17 protein-coding genes are annotated in these 18,239 nt (G+C 56.3%); 13 read left to right on the top strand and 4 right to left on the bottom strand.

Features of this window, described 5'->3' with window-relative positions; translation table 11 throughout:
- Positions 1-227 precede the first annotated feature (227 nt).
- A complete protein-coding gene (locus AC0TN7_RS17425; protein ID WP_008501079.1) occupies positions 228-434 on the bottom strand; it encodes a YbfA family protein in 207 nt (68 codons plus the stop codon).
- Positions 435-743: 309 nt separating this feature from the next.
- Between AC0TN7_RS17425 and kdpF the strand changes: the two genes are divergently transcribed.
- From kdpF to potE, 9 genes are all read left to right on the top strand, one after another.
- Positions 744-833, top strand: coding sequence for a K(+)-transporting ATPase subunit F (kdpF, locus tag AC0TN7_RS17420; RefSeq protein ID WP_014069365.1), 90 nt, complete (start codon positions 744-746; stop codon positions 831-833).
- Entirely contained in the window at positions 833-2,512 is a 1,680-nt protein-coding gene (kdpA, locus tag AC0TN7_RS17415; protein WP_463726961.1) for a potassium-transporting ATPase subunit KdpA, read from the top strand. The genes kdpF and kdpA overlap by 1 nt, the downstream gene beginning before the upstream one ends.
- Before the next feature lie 18 nt (positions 2,513-2,530).
- Positions 2,531-4,579, top strand: coding sequence for a potassium-transporting ATPase subunit KdpB (gene kdpB / locus AC0TN7_RS17410; protein ID WP_024908809.1), 2,049 nt, complete (start codon positions 2,531-2,533; stop codon positions 4,577-4,579).
- A gap of 12 nt (positions 4,580-4,591) precedes the next feature.
- Positions 4,592-5,167, top strand: a complete 576-nt coding sequence (kdpC, locus tag AC0TN7_RS17405) for a potassium-transporting ATPase subunit KdpC (protein ID WP_463726962.1) — start codon at positions 4,592-4,594, stop codon at positions 5,165-5,167.
- A complete protein-coding gene (gene kdpD / locus AC0TN7_RS17400) occupies positions 5,168-7,855 on the top strand; it encodes a two-component system sensor histidine kinase KdpD (protein WP_024908811.1) in 2,688 nt (895 codons plus the stop codon).
- A complete protein-coding gene (kdpE, locus tag AC0TN7_RS17395; protein WP_024908812.1) occupies positions 7,852-8,529 on the top strand; it encodes a two-component system response regulator KdpE in 678 nt (225 codons plus the stop codon). The genes kdpD and kdpE overlap by 4 nt, the downstream gene beginning before the upstream one ends.
- A gap of 278 nt (positions 8,530-8,807) precedes the next feature.
- On the top strand, positions 8,808-8,912 hold the full coding sequence (gene speFL, locus AC0TN7_RS17390; protein WP_003858645.1) for a leader peptide SpeFL: 105 nt from the start codon (positions 8,808-8,810) through the stop codon (positions 8,910-8,912).
- Between the two features lie 254 nt (positions 8,913-9,166).
- Positions 9,167-11,365, top strand: coding sequence for an ornithine decarboxylase SpeF (speF, locus tag AC0TN7_RS17385; protein ID WP_463726963.1), 2,199 nt, complete (start codon positions 9,167-9,169; stop codon positions 11,363-11,365).
- Positions 11,362-12,675: a putrescine-ornithine antiporter gene (gene potE / locus AC0TN7_RS17380; protein ID WP_248163596.1), complete on the top strand. Its 1,314-nt coding sequence runs from the start codon at positions 11,362-11,364 to the stop codon at positions 12,673-12,675. Before speF ends, potE begins: the two co-directional genes overlap by 4 nt.
- 104 nt (positions 12,676-12,779) lie before the next feature.
- Here potE and pgm read toward each other — a convergent pair whose 3' ends face one another.
- The gene (gene pgm, locus AC0TN7_RS17375; protein ID WP_032649535.1) at positions 12,780-14,420 is read right to left on the bottom strand and encodes a phosphoglucomutase (alpha-D-glucose-1,6-bisphosphate-dependent); all 1,641 of its coding nucleotides are present in this window, start codon (positions 14,418-14,420) and stop codon (positions 12,780-12,782) included.
- Between the two features lie 24 nt (positions 14,421-14,444).
- The gene (seqA, locus tag AC0TN7_RS17370) at positions 14,445-14,993 is read right to left on the bottom strand and encodes a replication initiation negative regulator SeqA (RefSeq protein WP_008501070.1); all 549 of its coding nucleotides are present in this window, start codon (positions 14,991-14,993) and stop codon (positions 14,445-14,447) included.
- A gap of 183 nt (positions 14,994-15,176) precedes the next feature.
- On the opposite strand from seqA, the gene ybfF reads away from it, so the two are divergent.
- The 4 genes from ybfF (at position 15,177) to fur (ending at position 17,789) form a co-directional block, all read left to right on the top strand.
- A complete protein-coding gene (gene ybfF / locus AC0TN7_RS17365) occupies positions 15,177-15,950 on the top strand; it encodes an esterase (RefSeq protein WP_024908815.1) in 774 nt (257 codons plus the stop codon).
- A gap of 128 nt (positions 15,951-16,078) precedes the next feature.
- Positions 16,079-16,366, top strand: a complete 288-nt coding sequence (ybfE, locus tag AC0TN7_RS17360) for a LexA regulated protein (RefSeq protein ID WP_024908816.1) — start codon at positions 16,079-16,081, stop codon at positions 16,364-16,366.
- Between the two features lie 155 nt (positions 16,367-16,521).
- Complete coding sequence (gene fldA, locus AC0TN7_RS17355; RefSeq protein WP_008501067.1) at positions 16,522-17,052, top strand: flavodoxin FldA; 531 nt, start codon at positions 16,522-16,524, stop codon at positions 17,050-17,052.
- Between the two features lie 290 nt (positions 17,053-17,342).
- Entirely contained in the window at positions 17,343-17,789 is a 447-nt protein-coding gene (fur, locus tag AC0TN7_RS17350) for a ferric iron uptake transcriptional regulator (RefSeq protein ID WP_023310771.1), read from the top strand.
- Positions 17,790-17,885: 96 nt separating this feature from the next.
- On the opposite strand, the gene chiQ is transcribed toward fur, so the two are convergent.
- Positions 17,886-18,215 carry a ChiQ/YbfN family lipoprotein gene (chiQ, locus tag AC0TN7_RS17345; RefSeq protein WP_024908817.1) on the bottom strand — a complete coding sequence of 110 codons (330 nt, stop codon included), beginning with the start codon at positions 18,213-18,215 and terminating at the stop codon, positions 17,886-17,888.
- Positions 18,216-18,239 lie beyond the last annotated feature (24 nt).

The raw sequence follows: 18,239 nt of genomic DNA, 5'->3' as shown, positions 1-18,239 counted from the left end.
TGGCGGAAAGGGACGCTGCATAGTAGTTGGCCCTGGCGTAAAACGTAATCCACCGAAAAGGTTTTTAAGAATATATTTAGGGAGTTGCAGTTTGATTACTTAAGGACCCGAGATATTCTTTTAAGCCTCTGACGAGGGCTTGAAGACCACCCAACGGACCGCGAATCCCGAGGGACAAAAAAACCGCCACATTGCTGTTGGCGGTTTTTTTATTGCTGCGTGTAGTCTTAGTAGAAGTCGCAGGTCGCTTTCTCGGCCTGATCCATCCACACCGGCTTCTCGCTGGTTTTCGCCCAGACGCGGTGCAGATAGCTGTAAAAACGTGCGCGATCTTTCCAGAACAGCATCACCGGCAGAGCCAGCACGCCAGCCACTACGGCGAAAGCGCGGCGCATGAACACGATATGAGCCGGAAACTCTTTATAAAGATCCATATTTTTCTCCCCTATAGTTGGCCGGAAATGTCATCCGGAAAATTCAAAATCTGTGACCTGGCTAAAATAATATCGCTTTGTTTGTAATTTTACTACTCATCCGACCACTTATTTTCGTCCGTTTAGCAAAAATTTACACTCACACCGTAATTAAGTTACAAAAAAGTTAACGATTTACTTATCAATAGTTAAATTGTGGGCTTTGCCATTTTTATACTTTTTTTACACCCGCCCTTCTCATTTTTGCGAAATCTTTGCGCCATAAATCCTACCGTTAGCACAACAACAAAAGTCACCCGGAGGTGGATTGTGAGTGCAGGTCTTATTGCCGGCATCGTGCTGGTGTTCCTGTTATTGGGTTATTTGGTTTATGCCCTGATTAATGCGGAGGCATTCTGATGGCTGCTCAGGCGTTTTTGCTTATTGCCAGTTTCTTAGTGGTGTTGTTCGTCCTGGCAAGGCCGCTGGGCTCGGGGCTGGCACGGCTAATCAATAACGTTCCCCTGCCCGGCACGGGAAGCGTTGAAAAAGGGATCTGGCGCGTACTGGGAATAGACGATCGGGAGATGAACTGGCGTGACTATCTGATCGCCATTCTGCTGCTGAATATTGTTGGGCTCATTGCGCTTTTTGCCATGCTGATGTTGCAGGGCATTCTGCCGCTGAATCCGCAACAATTACCGGGCCTGTCCTGGCATCTTGCGCTGAACACGGCTGTCAGTTTTGTCACCAACACCAACTGGCAGTCCTATTCCGGTGAAACCACGCTCAGCTACTTCAGCCAGATGGTCGGGTTAACCGTGCAGAACTTCCTCTCTGCCGCGAGCGGTATTGCGGTGATCTTCGCGCTGACGCGTGCGTTTGCGCGCCAGAAAGTGAGCACGCTGGGTAACGCGTGGGTGGATCTGACGCGCATTACGCTGTGGATCCTGCTGCCGATTGCGCTGCTGATCGCGCTGTTCTTTATTCAGCAGGGCACCCTGCAAAACCTGATGCCTTACACGCCTTATACCTCGCTGGAAGGCGCAAAACAGCTCCTGCCGATGGGGCCGGTGGCGTCGCAGGAAGCCATCAAAATGCTCGGGACGAACGGCGGGGGCTTCTTCAACGCCAACTCCTCGCACCCGTTTGAAAACCCTACCGCCCTGACCAATTTTGTGCAGATGCTGGCGATTTTCCTGATCCCCGCCGCGCTCTGCTTTGCCTTTGGCGACGTAGTCAACGATCGCCGTCAGGGGCGCACCCTGCTCTGGACGATGTCGCTTATCTTCGTGGTCTGTGTTGCGCTGGTGATGTGGGCCGAATGGCAGGGTAATCCGCACTTCCTGACACTGGGTGCCGACAGCGCAATCAATATGGAAGGTAAAGAGAGCCGCTTTGGCATTCTTGCCAGCAGCCTGTATGCGGTGGTCACCACGGCTGCCTCGTGCGGGGCGGTCAACGCCATGCACGATTCCTTTACGACGCTGGGTGGCATGATCCCGATGTGGCTGATGCAGATTGGCGAGGTGGTGTTTGGCGGCGTAGGCTCGGGTCTTTACGGCATGCTGCTGTTCGTGCTGCTGGCGGTGTTTATTGCCGGTCTGATGATTGGCCGCACCCCGGAATATCTGGGTAAAAAAATCGACGTTCGCGAGATGAAATTAACCGCGCTGGCGATTCTGGTCACCCCGGCGCTTGTGCTGCTCGGCACCGCGCTGGCGCTGATGACCGAGGCCGGACGCAGCGGCATCTTTAACCCTGGCATTCACGGTTTCAGTGAAGTGCTGTATGCCGTCTCCTCTGCCGCCAACAACAACGGCAGCGCCTTTGCAGGCTTAAGCGCCAACTCACCGTTCTGGAACTGCCTGCTGGCGTTTTGCATGTTCGTGGGTCGCTTCGGGATCATTGTGCCGGTTATGGCGATTGCCGGATCGCTGGTGAACAAAAAAATCCAACCGACCACCACCGGGACGTTACCGACCCACGGCGCGCTGTTTATCGGCCTGCTGACGGGCACCGTGTTACTGGTTGGCGCCCTGACCTTTATCCCCGCCCTCGCGTTAGGCCCGGTCGCGGAATACCTCTCTTTACGCTGATTTTGCGGAGAAATTGTCATGAGTCGTAAACAACTGGCCCTGTTCGAACCGTCATTAGTTCGTCAGGCGCTCATGGATGCGGTGAAAAAGCTGAGCCCGCGCGTGCAGTGGCACAACCCGGTGATGTTTATTGTCTGGGCGGGAAGCGTCCTGACCACCGGCCTGGCGATTGCCATGGGAACGGGCCACATGCCGGGGAATGCGATGTTTACCGGTGCCATCAGCCTGTGGCTGTGGTTTACCGTGCTGTTCGCCAATTTTGCGGAAGCGCTGGCGGAAGGCCGGAGTAAAGCCCAGGCCAACAGCCTGAAAGGGGTGAAAAAAACCGCCTTCGCGCGCAAGCTACGTGAACCGAAATACGGCGCGCAGATGGACCACGTTCCGGCGGATGAACTGCGTAAAGGCGATGTGGTGCTGGTGGAAGCCGGTGACATCATCCCTTGCGACGGCGAAGTCATTGAAGGGGGCGCATCGGTGGATGAAAGCGCCATCACCGGCGAATCCGCGCCGGTGATCCGTGAGTCCGGCGGCGATTTCGCCTCCGTGACGGGCGGGACGCGCATTCTCTCCGACTGGCTGGTGATCCAGTGTAGCGTTAACCCGGGTGAAACCTTCCTCGACCGGATGATCGCCATGGTGGAAGGCGCCCAGCGCCGTAAAACGCCAAACGAAATTGCCCTGACCATCCTGCTGGTGGCCCTGACCATTGTCTTCCTGCTGGCAACCGCGACGCTGTGGCCATTCTCTGCCTATGGCGGTACCGCGGTCACCGTCACGGTACTGGTGGCGCTGCTGGTTTGTCTGATCCCAACCACCATTGGCGGCCTGCTGTCGGCCATCGGCGTGGCCGGCATGAGCCGTATGCTCGGTGCCAACGTTATCGCCACCAGCGGGCGTGCGGTGGAAGCCGCCGGTGACGTGGACGTCTTGCTGCTGGATAAAACCGGGACCATCACCCTCGGTAACCGTCAGGCGTCAGATTTCTTACCCGCCCCGGGCGTGGATGAAAAAACGCTGGCAGATGCCGCACAGCTCTCTTCGCTTGCCGATGAAACCCCGGAAGGCCGCAGTATCGTGATCCTCGCCAAGCAACGCTTTAACCTGCGCCAGCGCGACGTTCAGAGCCTGCACGCCACGTTCGTGCCCTTCACGGCGCAAACCCGCATGAGCGGCATTAACATTCAGGATCGCATGATCCGTAAAGGCTCGGTTGACGCCATCCGCCGCCACATCGAGGCTAACAACGGTCACTTCCCGCCGGAAGTGGACAGCCTGGTCGAAAGCGTGGCCCGTCAGGGGGCGACGCCGCTGGTGGTGGCCGAAGGGGCCCATGTGCTGGGGGTAATTGCGCTGAAGGATATCGTCAAAGGCGGCATCAAGGAGCGCTTTGCCCAGCTGCGTAAGATGGGGATCAAAACGGTAATGATCACCGGGGATAACCGTCTTACCGCCGCGGCGATTGCCGCCGAAGCGGGCGTGGATGATTTCCTTTCCGAAGCCACCCCGGAAGCCAAGCTGGCACTGATTCGTCAGTATCAGGCGGAAGGCCGTCTGGTGGCGATGACGGGTGACGGGACCAACGATGCCCCTGCCCTGGCGCAGGCCGACGTGGCGGTGGCAATGAACTCCGGTACCCAGGCGGCAAAAGAGGCGGGCAATATGGTCGACCTCGACTCTAACCCGACCAAGCTGATCGAAGTGGTACACATCGGCAAGCAGATGCTGATGACGCGCGGGTCGCTGACCACGTTCAGTATCGCCAACGACGTGGCGAAGTATTTCGCCATCATTCCGGCCGCGTTTGCCGCGACCTATCCGCAGTTAAACGCCCTGAACGTGATGCACCTGCACTCTCCGGCCTCGGCCATTCTGAGCGCAGTCATCTTTAACGCCCTGATTATTGTCTTCCTGATCCCGCTGGCGCTGAAGGGCGTGAGCTACAAGCCGCTCACGGCGGCCGCCATGCTGCGCCGTAACCTGTGGATTTACGGCCTGGGCGGGCTGGTGGTGCCCTTCGTCGGTATCAAGGTTATCGACCTGCTGTTGACGCTGTTCGGCCTGGTTTAAAAGGTGAATCAAATGACCATGTTACGCCCCGCTATACTTCTGTTTATTCTGCTGTCTCTCATTACCGGCGGGCTGTACCCGCTGGTGACCACCGCGCTGGGCCAGTGGTGGTTTAAGGATCAGGCTAACGGCTCGCTGATACTGCAAAACGGTGAAAACCGCGGTTCTCGCCTGATTGGTCAGAACTTTACGGATGCCCGCTACTTCCAGGGACGCCCTTCCGCCACTGCCGAAAGCCCGTATAATCCGATGGCATCCGGCGGCAGCAACCTGGCGGGCAGCAACCCGGAGCTGGACAAAGCCGTCGCTGAGCGCGTGGAAACCCTTCGCGCCGCGAATTCACAGGCCAGCCGGGAAGTACCCGTGGAGCTGGTGACCGCCTCGGCCAGCGGGCTGGACTACAGCCTGACGCCGGCAGCCGTGGCATGGCAGATCCCGCGCGTCGCCGCCGCCCGCCAGCTAACCGTCGAACAGGTGAGCCAGCTGGTTGCAGAGCACACGCAAAAGCCGCTGGTCAGCTTCATCGGCATGCCCGTGGTAAATATTGTTGAGCTGAATCTGGCGCTGGACGCGCTAAGGAAAAACTAAATGACCGACGAGCCCATGCGCCCGGATCCGGACAGGCTGCTTGAACAGACGGCTGAAGCCCATCGTGGCAAACTGAAAATTTTCTTCGGCGCCTGCGCGGGCGTCGGGAAAACCTTCGCCATGCTGACGGAAGCCCAGCGGCTTCGGGCGCAGGGGCTCGATATTTTGATCGGCGTGGTTGAAACCCACGGACGTAAAGAGACGGCATCGCTGCTGAAGGGGCTGGCTACCCAGCCGCCCCGCCGCATCAGCCATCGCGGTCGGTTAGTCACCGAATTCGATCTCGATGCCGCCCTCGCCCGCCGTCCCGCCCTTATCCTGATGGACGAACTGGCGCACAGCAATGCGCCAGGCTCACGCCACCCAAAACGCTGGCAGGATGTTGAAGAGCTACTTGAAGCCGGTATCGATGTGTTCACCACGGTTAACGTTCAGCATCTCGAAAGCCTGAACGACGTGGTCAGCGGCGTGACCGGCATTCAGGTGCGCGAGACGGTGCCCGACCCCTTCTTTGATTCCGCGGACGAGGTGGTGCTGGTCGACCTGCCCCCCGATGATTTGCGCCAGCGCCTGCACGAAGGCAAAGTGTATATCGCCGGCCAGGCCGAGCGCGCCATCGAACATTTCTTCCGTAAAGGCAACCTGATAGCCCTGCGCGAGCTGGCCCTGCGCCGAACCGCCGACCGGGTGGACGATCAGATGCGCGCCTGGCGCGACCTGCAGGGCCAGGAACGCGTCTGGCACACGCGGGATGCCATCCTGCTGTGCGTCGGCCACGGCAGCGGCAACGAAAAGCTTGTCCGCACCGCCGCGCGCCTCGCTGCCAAATTTGGCAGCGTCTGGCATGCGGTGTATGTCGAAACGCCGCAGCTGCACGCGCTGCCCGAAAACCAGCGTCGCGCGATCCTGAGTTCGCTGCGCCTGGCGCAGGAGCTGGGTGCCGAAACCGCGACGCTTTCCGATCCGCAGGAAGATAAAGCCATTCTGCGCTACGCGCGCGAGCACAACCTGGGGAAAATCGTCATTGGCCGTCGCCAGCATCGCCGCTGGTTTAGCCGCGAATCCTTTGCCGACAAGCTGGCTCGTCGTGCGCCGGATCTGGATCTGGTGATCGTGGCGCTGGATGACAAACCTACCCCCTTACCGAATCGCGCGCCGGACAGCCGCACCTTCAGCGATAAATGGCGCATTCAGCTTCGCGGCTGTCTTGTCGCCGTCGTGCTCTGCGCCCTGATTACCGTCATTGCCAGCCAGTGGCTGATTGCGTTTGATGCCGCCAACCTGGTGATGATCTACCTTCTTGGCGTGGTGGTGGTGGCGCTCTTTTACGGGCGCTGGCCGTCGGTACTGGCGACGGTTGTCAACGTCATCAGCTTCGATCTGTTCTTTATTGCTCCCCGCGGGACGCTCGCCGTCTCGGACGTACAGTACATTCTCACCTTTGCGGTGATGCTCACCGTCGGGCTGGTGATCGGGAATCTGACGGCGGGCGTGCGCTACCAGGCGCGCATCGCCCGCTACCGCGAACAGCGTACGCGCCATCTCTATGAGATGTCGAAATCGCTGGCGGTGGGCCGTACGCCGCTGGATATCGTGCAGACCAGCGAGCAGTTTATTCGCTCGACGTTTCATGCCAGCAACCTGATTTTACTCCCGGACGAACACGGTAAGCTGCGCCCGCTGACCTCGGCCAGCGGCATGACGCCCTGGGACGAAGCCATCGCGCGCTGGAGCTTTGACAAAGGCTTACCGGCGGGCGCAGGGACCGACACCCTCCCCGGCGTGCCCTATCAAATTCTGCCGCTGCGCAGTGCCGATAAAAATCAGGGGCTGGTCATCGTAGAGCCTTCCAACCTGCGCCAGCTGATGATCCCCGAACAGCAGCGTTTACTGGAGACGTTTACGCTGCTGGTTGCCAGCGCGCTGGAACGACTGGCCCTTACCGCCAGCGAGGAACAGGCCCGTCTGGCGAGCGAGCGTGAAAGCATTCGTAACTCGCTGCTGGCGGCGCTCTCTCACGATCTGCGGACCCCGCTCACCGTCCTGTTTGGTCAGTCAGAAATCCTGACGCTTGACCTGGCGGCGGAAGGCTCTAAACACGCCCTTCAGGCCAGCGAGATCCGCCAGCATGTGCTGAATACCACGCGCCTGGTGAATAACCTGCTCGATATGGCGCGTATCCAGTCAGGCGGTTTTAACCTCAAAAAAGAGTGGCTCACGCTGGAAGAGGTGGTGGGCAGCGCCCTGAAAATGCTCGAACCCGGCCTGGGTGGGCGACATATCGCGCTGAACATGCCCGAGCCTCTGACGTTAATTCACGTCGACGGTCCGCTGTTTGAGCGGGTGCTGATCAACCTGCTGGAGAACGCCGGCAAATATGCGGGCTCCAGCGCCCGGATTGGGGTGGATGCGACGGTGGACGATGGTACGCTTCGTCTTGACGTCTGGGATACCGGCCCCGGCATCCCAGCCGGGCAGGAGCTGGCTATTTTCGAAAAATTCGCACGCGGCAATAAGGAGTCGGCCATTCCAGGCGTCGGGCTGGGGCTGGCGATTTGCCAGGCGATCATTGACGTCCATGGCGGGACCATTTCCGCAGAGAATCGTCCGGAAGGCGGCGCGCGGTTTTGTGTTACACTTCCTCTGGAAACCCCGCCAGAACTTAATGAATTACCAGAGGATTTGTGATCAACGTTCTGATTGTTGAAGATGAGATCGCCATTAGCCGTTTTCTGCGCGCTGCGCTGGAAGGAGACGGTCTGCGCGTTCATGATGCGGGTACGCTTCAGCGGGGTTTAATTGAAGCCGCTACCCGCAAGCCGGACCTGGTGATCCTCGATCTTGGCCTACCGGACGGTGACGGCATCGATTTTATCCGGGAAGTCCGTCAGTGGAGCCAGATGCCGATCCTCGTGCTCTCCGCCCGTACTGAAGAGACGGATAAAATCGCGGCGCTGGATGCCGGGGCGGATGACTATCTGATTAAACCTTTTGGGATCGGCGAACTACAGGCCCGCCTTCGCGTGGCCCTGCGTCGCCACAGCGCAACCACGCCTGCTGACCCAACCTACACGTTTGGGGATATCCGGGTTGACCTGGCCGCGCGGCGCATTGTGCGCGGCGATGAGGAGATTCACCTCACGCCGATAGAATTTCGCCTGCTCGCCGTACTGCTCAACAACCACGGTAAGGTTCTCACCCAACGCCAGCTGTTAAGTCAGGTGTGGGGACCCAACGCTGTGGAACATAGTCATTATTTACGCATATATATGGGACATCTTCGTCAGAAACTCGAAGTCGACCCCGCTCGCCCTCGCCATCTATTAACTGAAACCGGTATCGGTTATCGGTTTATGCTTTGAATAACTATTCATTTTATTTCTAAATAAAACTAAATCCCTCAGAAAATATTTCACAAATAACCCATACGTTATTTTTACGGGTTATTTTTGCTCATTTAAAACATTGATAACACAACCCATTAACGCAGCATCAACAAATCAGAATTTTGATCTGCGATATTCATCTAAAACGAATATTTATTTCTGATTTGATCGATTATCGGTGATCTACCTCACGGTTAATCGCCTTTTCCTGGATAAAATGACCATGCTTTCAATTACTGAAAGGAAAATGAATCATGGAAAACAACAATCGCTTAATGCCCCATATAAGGCGGACAACACATATCATGATGTTTGCCCACCGAAACTGCTTTGACTTTCATCTCTTTAATGCCCGGTAGTCCTTCGACTTCTGGCGCACTCGCTTACAGGTCATCCTGAAACATCTTATTTTACAGGCTTTTGCCTGTGAACCCGTGCGCTCATTCATCTTGATTCAGACTCATCCGCACCGGGCGGACTGAATTTCAATCATCAAAAAAGCAATTCACTGATTTAAATCAGCGGCCACCCTTTGCTTTTTTTCCGGAAAATTATCGATTTCTTTCTTGCAAGAAATCGAGGGACGCTTATTACCTAAAATAAAGAGAGAAAGATGAAAAGTTTAAAAATCGCAGCCAGCCGTGCCTGTCCGGATTGCTTTACCACCCAGCGTGAACTGGTGGATGTCCGCGCTTCTGATTATATTGATGTTGCCGCCATTGTTCTGGCGGTAACGGATATTGCCAGCGGTATCCTGGACGAAATAGAAGCCACCGGTTTTGGCATTCCTGTTTTTGTCGCGACGCATAAAGAAGAGATCATTCCGGCAGACTATTTATCGCGCATTCATGGCGTATTTGAGTATTCAGACACCAGCAACGACTTTTATGGACGCCAGCTGGAAGCAGCGGCCCTGAAGTACGAAACCCAGCTGCGTCCGCCGTTTTTCCGCGCCCTGGTCGACTATGTGAAGCAGGGTAACAGCGCGTTTGACTGTCCTGGGCATCAGGGCGGTCAGTTCTTCCGCCGTCATCCTGCCGGTAATCAGTTTGTCGATTTCTTTGGTGAGACGCTTTTCCGCTCCGATCTGTGTAACGCCGACGTCGCAATGGGCGATCTGCTGATTCACGAGGGCGCGCCGTGCATTGCGCAGCAACATGCGGCGAAGGTCTTTAATGCCGATAAGACCTACTTCGTGCTGAACGGCACCTCGTCATCCAACAAAGTGGTGCTTAACGCCCTGCTTACCCCGGGCGACCTGGTGCTGTTCGACCGTAACAACCACAAATCTAACCATCACGGTGCCCTCCTCCAGGCTGGCGCAACGCCGGTCTATCTCGAAACCGCGCGTAACCCGTACGGCTTCATTGGTGGCATTGACGCCCACTGCTTTGAAGAAAGCTATCTGCGCGAGCTGGTAGCAGAGGTGGCGCCGGGCCGTGCACGCGATGCGCGTCCGTTCCGTCTGGCGGTGATCCAACTGGGTACCTACGATGGCACCATCTATAACGCCCGTCAGGTGGTGGATAAGATTGGGCACCTGTGTGATTACATCCTGTTTGACTCGGCCTGGGTGGGTTACGAGCAGTTTATTCCGATGATGGCCGACTGCTCGCCGCTGCTGCTGGAGCTGAACGAAAACGATCCGGGGATTTTGGTTACCCAGTCCGTGCATAAACAGCAGGCAGGCTTCTCCCAGACCTCGCAAATTCACAAGAAAGACAGCCACATCAAAGGCCAGCAGCGCTATGTCCCGCATAAGCGGCTGAATAATGCCTTTATGATGCACGCCTCCACCAGCCCGTTCTATCCGCTGTTCGCTGCGCTGGACATTAACGCCCGTATGCATGAAGGCCAGAGCGGCCGCAACATGTGGATGGACTGCGTGGTGAACGGTATCGAAGCGCGCAAGCTGATCCTGGAGAACTGCCAGTATCTGCGTCCCTTCGTGCCGGAGACGGTGGATGGTCGTCCGTGGGAAAGCTGGGACACGGCGGAGATTGCAACCGATCTGCGCTTCTTCCACTTCGTACCGGGTGAAAACTGGCACGCTTTTGAAGGCTACGCAGAGCATCAGTATTTTATCGACCCATGCAAGCTCCTGCTGACCACGCCGGGCATTAACGCCCGCACCGGGGAGTATGACGACTTCGGCGTGCCCGCCACTATCCTCGCCAACTTCCTGCGTGAAAACGGCATCGTGCCGGAAAAATGCGATCTCAACTCGATCCTGTTCCTGCTCACGCCTGCGGAAGATATGGGCAAACTGCAGCAGCTGGTGGCGCAGCTGGTGCGCTTCGAAAAACTGCTCGAGAGCGATGCTCCGCTGAAAGAGGTCCTGCCTTCTCTCTACAAACAGCATCCGGAACGTTACGCGGATTACACCCTGCGCCAGATCTGCCAGGAGATGCATGACCTGTACGCCCGCCACAACGTGAAACAGCTGCAGAAAGAGATGTTCCGCAAGTCTCACTTCCCACGCGTGATGATGAACCCGCAGGACGCGAACTACGCCTATCTGCGCGGTGAAGTTGAGCTGGTCTCCCTGCGCGACGCGGAAGGCCGCATCGCCGCCGAAGGCGCCCTTCCTTATCCGCCGGGGGTACTGTGTGTTGTCCCAGGGGAAGTCTGGGGCGGTTCCGTGCTGCGCTACTTTGCCGCCCTGGAAGAAGGCATCAACCTTCTTCCGGGCTTCGCGCCGGAGCTGCAGGGTGTGTACGTCGAGGAGTGTGAGGGCCGCAAACAGGTTCGCTGCAATGTCATCAAACAACCCACCGCTCAGTCCACGCTGCTGAAAGGAGAGAAATTATGAGTAAGTCCAATAAGATGGGCGTGGTGCAGCTGACCATCCTCACCATGGTGAACATGATGGGCTCCGGGATTATCATGCTGCCCACCAAGCTTGCAGAGGTGGGTACCATCTCTATCATCTCCTGGCTGGTGACGGCAGTCGGTTCAATGGCGCTGGCGTGGGCGTTCGCCAAGTGCGGGATGTTCAGCCGTAAGTCAGGCGGGATGGGGGGCTATGCCGAATACGCCTTTGGCAAGTCGGGCAACTTTATGGCCAACTACACCTACGGCGTGTCGCTGCTGATCGCCAACGTGGCGATTGCCATCTCCGCCGTAGGTTACGGTACGGAGCTGTTTGGCGCGACGCTCAGCCCGGTACAAATTGGGCTGGCGACCATCGGGGTTCTGTGGATCTGCACCGTAGCTAACTTTGGCGGCGCGCGTATCACCGGACAGCTCTCCAGCATCACCGTCTGGGGTGTGATTATCCCGGTTGTCGGCCTGTGCATCATCGGCTGGTTCTGGTTCAGCCCGACGCTGTACGCCAACTCCTGGAACCCGCACCATGTGCCGTTCTTTACCGCTGTGGGCTCTTCTATCGCTATGACGCTCTGGGCTTTCCTGGGGCTGGAATCCGCCTGCGCGAACGCGGAAGTGGTGGACAATCCTGAAAAGAACGTGCCGATTGCGGTCCTTGGCGGAACGCTGGGCGCGGCGGTGATCTATATCGTCTCGACTAACGTCATTGCGGGCATCGTACCGAATATGGATCTGGCTAACTCCACGGCGCCGTTCGGGCTGGCCTTCGCGCAGATGTTCACTCCGGAAGTCGGGAAAGTGATCATGGGTCTGATGGTGATGTCCTGCTGCGGTTCACTCCTTGGGTGGCAGTTCACCATCGCACAGGTGTTTAAATCCTCCGCTGATGAAGGTTACTTCCCAAAAATCTTCTCCCGCGTGACCAAAGCGGATGCGCCGGTGCAGGGCATGCTGGCGATTGTTATCTTCCAGAGCGGATTGTCGCTGATGACCATTAGCCCGTCGCTGAACAGCCAGTTCAACGTGCTGGTCAACCTGGCGGTCGTGACAAATATCATTCCGTATATTCTGTCGATGGCGGCGCTGGTGATTATTCAGAAAGTCGCGAAGGTGGATCCACGCAAGGCGCGTGCGGCGAATATCGTGGCGCTGATTGGCGCGATTTACAGCTTCTACGCGCTCTACTCATCCGGTGAGGAAGCGATGCTGTATGGCGCGATGGTGACCTTTATGGGCTGGACGCTGTACGGTCTGGTGTCACCACGGTTTGAATTGAAGAATAAGCACAGTTAGGTAAAAGCAAAACGGCAACCCAAGGGTTGCCGTTTTTATTGTTTTCTCCCTCTCCCTGTGGGAGAGGGCCGGGGTGAGGGCATCAGCCCGCACACAAACCGCACTTACGCGTTTTTCAGCACTTCGCTGACAATCTCTACCGCTTCTTTCTCAATCTGCTGACGGTGCTCAGCGCCGAGGAAGCTTTCGCAATAGATTTTATACGCATCTTCCGTACCGGATGGACGCGCGGCGAACCAGCCGTTTTCGGTCATCACTTTCAGCCCACCAATGGAGGCGCCGTTGCCCGGTGCCGCCGTCAGACGCGCGGTGATCGGGTCACCTGCCAGGGTGCTTGCGCTGACCATCTCCGGAGAGAGTTTGGACAGGGCCGCTTTCTGAGCTGACGTCGCGCTGGCCTGAATACGGTTATAGCTTGGTGCACCAAAGCGTGCCGCCAGATCATTGTAATGTTCCTGCGGGTTCTTACCGGTGACCGCGGTGATCTCCGCCGCCAGCAGGCACATGATGATGCCGTCTTTATCGGTTGACCATGGCGTGCCGTCGAAACGCAGGAAAGAGGCCCCCGCGCTCTCTTCTCCACCGAAACCAAAGCTGCCGTCGTGCAGACCGTCAACGAACCATTTGAAGCCCACCGGCACTTCCACCAGCTTGCGGCCCAGCGCCTCGACCACCCGGTCGATCATCGCCGAGGAAACCAGCGTTTTACCGACGGCCACCTCTTTGCCCCACTGCGGACGGTGCTGGAACAGGTAGTTAATCGCAACCGCCAGATAGTGGTTCGGGTTCATCAGCCCGGCAGGGGTGACGATACCGTGACGGTCATAATCCGGGTCGTTAGCAAACGCCAGATCGAATTTATCACGCAGCGCCAGCAGGCCCGCCATTGCGCACTCGGAAGAGCAGTCCATACGGATCGCGCCGTCTTTATCCAGGTGCATAAAACGGAAGGTCTGATCGACGTGATCGTTCACGATGGTCAGATCCAGCTTGTAGTGCTCGGCGATACGCTTCCAGTATTCGATACCAGAGCCGCCCAACGGATCCACGCCCAGCTTCAGGCCGGCTTTCTGAATGGCCGCCATATCGACGATATCCGCCAGCCCTTCCACGAACGGCTGAACCAGATCCTGCTCTTTTACGTGGCCGGACGCCATGGCCGCATCCAGAGAAATGCGCTTCACGCCTTTCAGGCCGTCAGCCAGCAAGGCGTTCGCACGATCTTCGACCACTTTGGTGACGTTGGTGTCCGCCGGGCCACCGTTAGGCGGGTTGTATTTGATGCCACCGTCTTCCGGCGGGTTGTGGGATGGCGTGATAACGATACCGTCAGCCAGCGCGCCACCTTTTTTGTTGTGTACCAGGATGGCGTTAGAGACCGCAGGCGTTGGGGTGAAGCCATTGTTCTCCTGAACAATGACATCGACGCCGTTTGCAGCCAGCACTTCCACAACAGAGATGAACGCCGGTTCAGACAGGGCATGGGTATCTTTCCCCACGTAGCACGGACCGGTAACGCCGTTTTTAGCGCGCTCTTCCGCAATGGCCTGAGCAATGGCCAGAATGTGCGGTTCGTTAAAGCTGTGGCGCGCCGCGCTGCCGCGGTGACCAGATGTACCAAACTTCACTGCGTGTTCTGCGTTGCCCACGACCGGCTTCAGCACGTAATACTGCGCGGTCAGCTGAGCGACGTTAATCAAATCGCTTTGTTGTGCAGGTTGGCCTGCACGGCTGTGATTTGCCATTACCGGGTCCTTCTGATGCAAGGGTTAAATTGTACCGCAAACCTTTTCAATCAATTCCGCCGGGAACTGCATGGACTGCATGATGTGTTCAATCATGCTGCACTTGCGGCCCGTATTGGTATTGGTTATCACCCAGTATGGGGTGCCAGGAACATGTTTGGGTTTGGTTTGATTGCCATTTTGCAGCAGCGTCTGCTCGTCGCCCGCGAAATAGACGCGAGTACGACCGTGCAGCGACTCGGTCGCTTCAGCAAACGCTTTGTTATCCAGTGAATAAAGTGTAGACAGCACCAGCATAAAGCGGTTAACCGCCTTTTTCTGCTCCGCGTATTCATCGGAGAGCAGCAGCTCGCGCATCGCGCGCACTTTATCTTTTGCCGGCGTCACGGCAGGTTTTGCTTGTGCAACAACGCTTGGCTGAGACACGACATCTTTGGTGACTGGGGTAGCAGGCTGTGAAGCGGCGGAAATTTTAAGCATGCGCCGTAAAATGTCGGACGCGCTCTCCCCGATATGCCGCGTCTGGCTGGCAATATACTGATAGAGTTCGTCATCAACTTCGATTGTTTTCATCTTAATCCAGTGCGATATCTTATCTGAATACAAGTCATTGGGATTATAAGGTCAAATCCCAACAGCGGATAGCGTCAAACCAGGTTGGCGGCAAAAGTCAGATTAAACTGGAACCTTGCAGCCGGGCGGCAGAATGGTCAACATGATACCCTAACCTGACATACGTAAAAAAAGAACTTTGCCATGAAATTGAATACCCGAGCGCAAACTGCACAATCGCCGAACAATAATTCTCCCATCGTACTGGTTCACGGGCTTTTTGGCAGCCTGGATAACCTGGGCGTGCTGGCACGTGATCTGGTTACCGACCACGATATTTTACAGGTCGATATGCGCAATCACGGTCTTTCCGGGCGTTCCGACGAGATGACCTACGCGGCGATGGCGCAGGATCTGCTGGATACGCTGGACGCACATAGCCTGCAGAAGGTAACGCTGATCGGGCATTCAATGGGTGGTAAAGCGGTGATGGCCCTGACGGCACTGGCCCCGGACCGTATTAGCGGCCTGGTGGTAATTGACGTCGCGCCCGTGGATTATGACGTCCGTCGTCACGACGAGATTTTTGCCGCCATTAATGCGGTCACAGAAGCGGGTGTCGCGACACGCCAACAGGCGGCTGCCGTCATGCGTGAGCATCTTGATGAAGAAGGCGTCGTGCAGTTCCTGCTGAAGTCGTTTGTTGACGGGCAATGGCGTTTTAACGTGCCGGTGCTCTGGGACCAGTACAACAACATCGTGGGCTGGAAAACCGTCCCCGCCTGGCCGCACCCTACCCTCTTTATTCGCGGCGGAAACTCACCTTACGTAACCGACGCGTACCGCGACACGCTGCTGGCCCAGTTCCCGCAGGCTCGCGCCCACGTTATTGCCGGTGCCGGGCACTGGGTGCATGCGGAAAAACCTGACGCCGTGCTGCGCGCCATTCGCCGCTATCTTGCTGATACTGCAAATTGATTAAAAAGAGAGCGACTGGAAGGCTGCAGGCGTCCAGTCGTTGGCGTGCCGTTTTTGGTGATGTATGATGGCGCGCTTATCGCCCGGGCATTAGCAGGGCGGCGTGTTTCCCCCGAAGTCTCAGAATCATGGCCAAAGAACAAACGGACCGTACGACACTAGATCTGTTCGCGAATGAGCGTCGCCCGGGACGACCCAAGACGAATCCGCTTTCGCGCGATGAACAGCTGCGTATCAATAAACGCAACCAGCTTAAACGCGATAAAAATCGTGGGCTTAAGCGTGTCGAACTGAAGCTTAACGCCGACGCCGTCGATGCGCTGAACGAGCTGGCCGACGCGCGAAATATCAGCCGCAGTGAACTCATTGAAGAGATGTTGATCGCTCAGCTTGAAACGTTACGCGGCCAGGCATAAGTCTGAAAATCCCCTTTATCGCCCTTTTCATGTAGCACAGAGTGCAGTCCTGCGCGATAGCTGTTTCCGCAGGGTTGCCAGTTCTGCTATTATTGCCCTTATCCGTGGCCGAATTGCGCCACCATACTATTAAGTTTCAAGAGGTTATTTTACTCATGGCAATCATCGGCATTTTCTTTGGCAGTGATACCGGCAATACCGAAAATATCGCAAAAAACATTCAAAAACAGCTCGGTAAAGACGTTGCTGATGTGCATGACATCGCCAAGAGCAGCAAAGAAGATCTGGAAGGCTATGACATTTTGCTGCTGGGTATCCCAACCTGGTACTACGGTGAAGCCCAGTGCGACTGGGATGATTTCTTCCCGACGCTGGAAGAAGTCGACTTCAACGGTAAGCTGGTCGCCCTGTTTGGCTGTGGCGATCAGGAAGACTACGCCGAATACTTCTGTGACGCGCTGGGCACCATCCGCGACATCATTGAGCCGAATGGCGCGGTTATTGTAGGCCACTGGCCGACCGCCGGTTACCACTTCGAAGCGTCTAAAGGCCTGGCCGATGACGATCACTTCGTGGGTCTGGCCATCGACGAAGACCGTCAGCCAGAACTGACCGCCGAGCGTGTTGAGAAGTGGGTGAAGCAGATCCGTGAAGAACTGCACCTGGACGATATTCTGAACGCCTGATTATTTCGCGGCGCAACTGCGGTTGCGCCCATGCCCCAGGTCAAACCGATTAAATTAATCGCTACAATCTTTTAACTTTTTCGCCCAGACCTGTACAATGTCTCCCTGATAAAATGTGGTTTTCCATTGAGCAAGTTTGTTGGTGATACCCCATTTTTATAAGCATATTTTGCCTGAGACTTGCAGTTTTCATTTAGCCATGGCAGTTCTATAATGAGACGCATTATCCCAGGTGCATTTTCTGTCACTTCCTACAGAAGTGAATCGTTTAGCAACAGGACAGATTCCGCATGACTGACAACAATACCGCATTAAAGAAGGCTGGCCTGAAAGTTACGCTTCCTCGGTTAAAAATCCTTGAAGTGCTTCAGGGTCCAGACAATCACCATGTCAGTGCGGAAGACCTTTATAAACGTCTTATCGACATGGGTGAAGAGATTGGGCTGGCTACCGTCTATCGCGTGCTGAACCAGTTTGATGACGCGGGCATTGTTACCCGTCATAATTTCGAAGGCGGTAAATCTGTTTTCGAACTGACCCAGCAGCAGCACCACGATCACCTGATCTGCCTCGATTGCGGCAAGGTCATTGAATTCAGCGATGATTCCATCGAATCACGCCAGCGTGAAATCGCCGCGCGTCATGGCATCCGCCTGACCAACCACAGCCTGTACCTTTACGGTCATTGTGCTGAAGGCGATTGCCGCGAAGACGACCACGCGCACGACGCGAAATAAACAAGTGTTCATACTCTGAGCCAGCCGTAAGGTTGGCTTTTTTTTGCCTAAAAAAATGCCCGGTGGCGCAGCGCCACCGGGCATGATAACAGCGAGTTACTTACTGTTATTGCTTCGAATTTCTTTCCAAATCTGGTCGCAACGCTTCGCCACTTCCTGATCGTTACCGGTTTTACGCGCCTGGATACAGGCCTGGTAATCCATTACGCGGACATTTTCCTGCGTCGCGAACTGCTCATGCGCTTTCTCTTTCTTCAGCACGTTTAGCACGCTCTGACAGGCTTCAATTTTTTCCGGCGAACCTTCCGCAGTATTAATGCAGGCGCTATATGCCTCCTTCAGGCGGGAGTCCTCTTTTGGTGCCTGAGTCTGCGCACACGCCACCAGCCCTGATGCCAGCAACGCGACGACTACGATTTTTTTCATCATATACAGTCTCCATACCGGCGG

The organism is Enterobacter sp. PL_is511 (assembly GCF_055816065.1).
Note: the sequence above shows the minus strand (reverse complement) of the source record. Positions and strands in the feature narration are given on the sequence as shown.

Bases quoted from the DNA above. Each gene is read 5' to 3' on its own strand.
- AC0TN7_RS17425 (WP_008501079.1), bottom strand. From the start codon at position 434: ATGGATCTTTATAAAGAGTTTCCGGCTCATATCGTGTTCATGCGCCGC.
- kdpA (WP_463726961.1), top strand. From the start codon at position 833: ATGGCTGCTCAGGCGTTTTTGCTTATTGCCAGTTTCTTAGTGGTGTTG.
- kdpB (WP_024908809.1), top strand. From the start codon at position 2,531: ATGAGTCGTAAACAACTGGCCCTGTTCGAACCGTCATTAGTTCGTCAG.
- kdpC (WP_463726962.1), top strand. From the start codon at position 4,592: ATGACCATGTTACGCCCCGCTATACTTCTGTTTATTCTGCTGTCTCTC.
- kdpD (WP_024908811.1), top strand. From the start codon at position 5,168: ATGACCGACGAGCCCATGCGCCCGGATCCGGACAGGCTGCTTGAACAG.
- speFL (WP_003858645.1), top strand. From the start codon at position 8,808: ATGGAAAACAACAATCGCTTAATGCCCCATATAAGGCGGACAACACAT.
- speF (WP_463726963.1), top strand. From the start codon at position 9,167: ATGAAAAGTTTAAAAATCGCAGCCAGCCGTGCCTGTCCGGATTGCTTT.
- potE (WP_248163596.1), top strand. From the start codon at position 11,362: ATGAGTAAGTCCAATAAGATGGGCGTGGTGCAGCTGACCATCCTCACC.
- pgm (WP_032649535.1), bottom strand. From the start codon at position 14,420: ATGGCAAATCACAGCCGTGCAGGCCAACCTGCACAACAAAGCGATTTG.
- seqA (WP_008501070.1), bottom strand. From the start codon at position 14,993: ATGAAAACAATCGAAGTTGATGACGAACTCTATCAGTATATTGCCAGC.
- ybfF (WP_024908815.1), top strand. From the start codon at position 15,177: ATGAAATTGAATACCCGAGCGCAAACTGCACAATCGCCGAACAATAAT.
- ybfE (WP_024908816.1), top strand. From the start codon at position 16,079: ATGGCCAAAGAACAAACGGACCGTACGACACTAGATCTGTTCGCGAAT.
- fldA (WP_008501067.1), top strand. From the start codon at position 16,522: ATGGCAATCATCGGCATTTTCTTTGGCAGTGATACCGGCAATACCGAA.
- fur (WP_023310771.1), top strand. From the start codon at position 17,343: ATGACTGACAACAATACCGCATTAAAGAAGGCTGGCCTGAAAGTTACG.
- chiQ (WP_024908817.1), bottom strand. From the start codon at position 18,215: ATGAAAAAAATCGTAGTCGTCGCGTTGCTGGCATCAGGGCTGGTGGCG.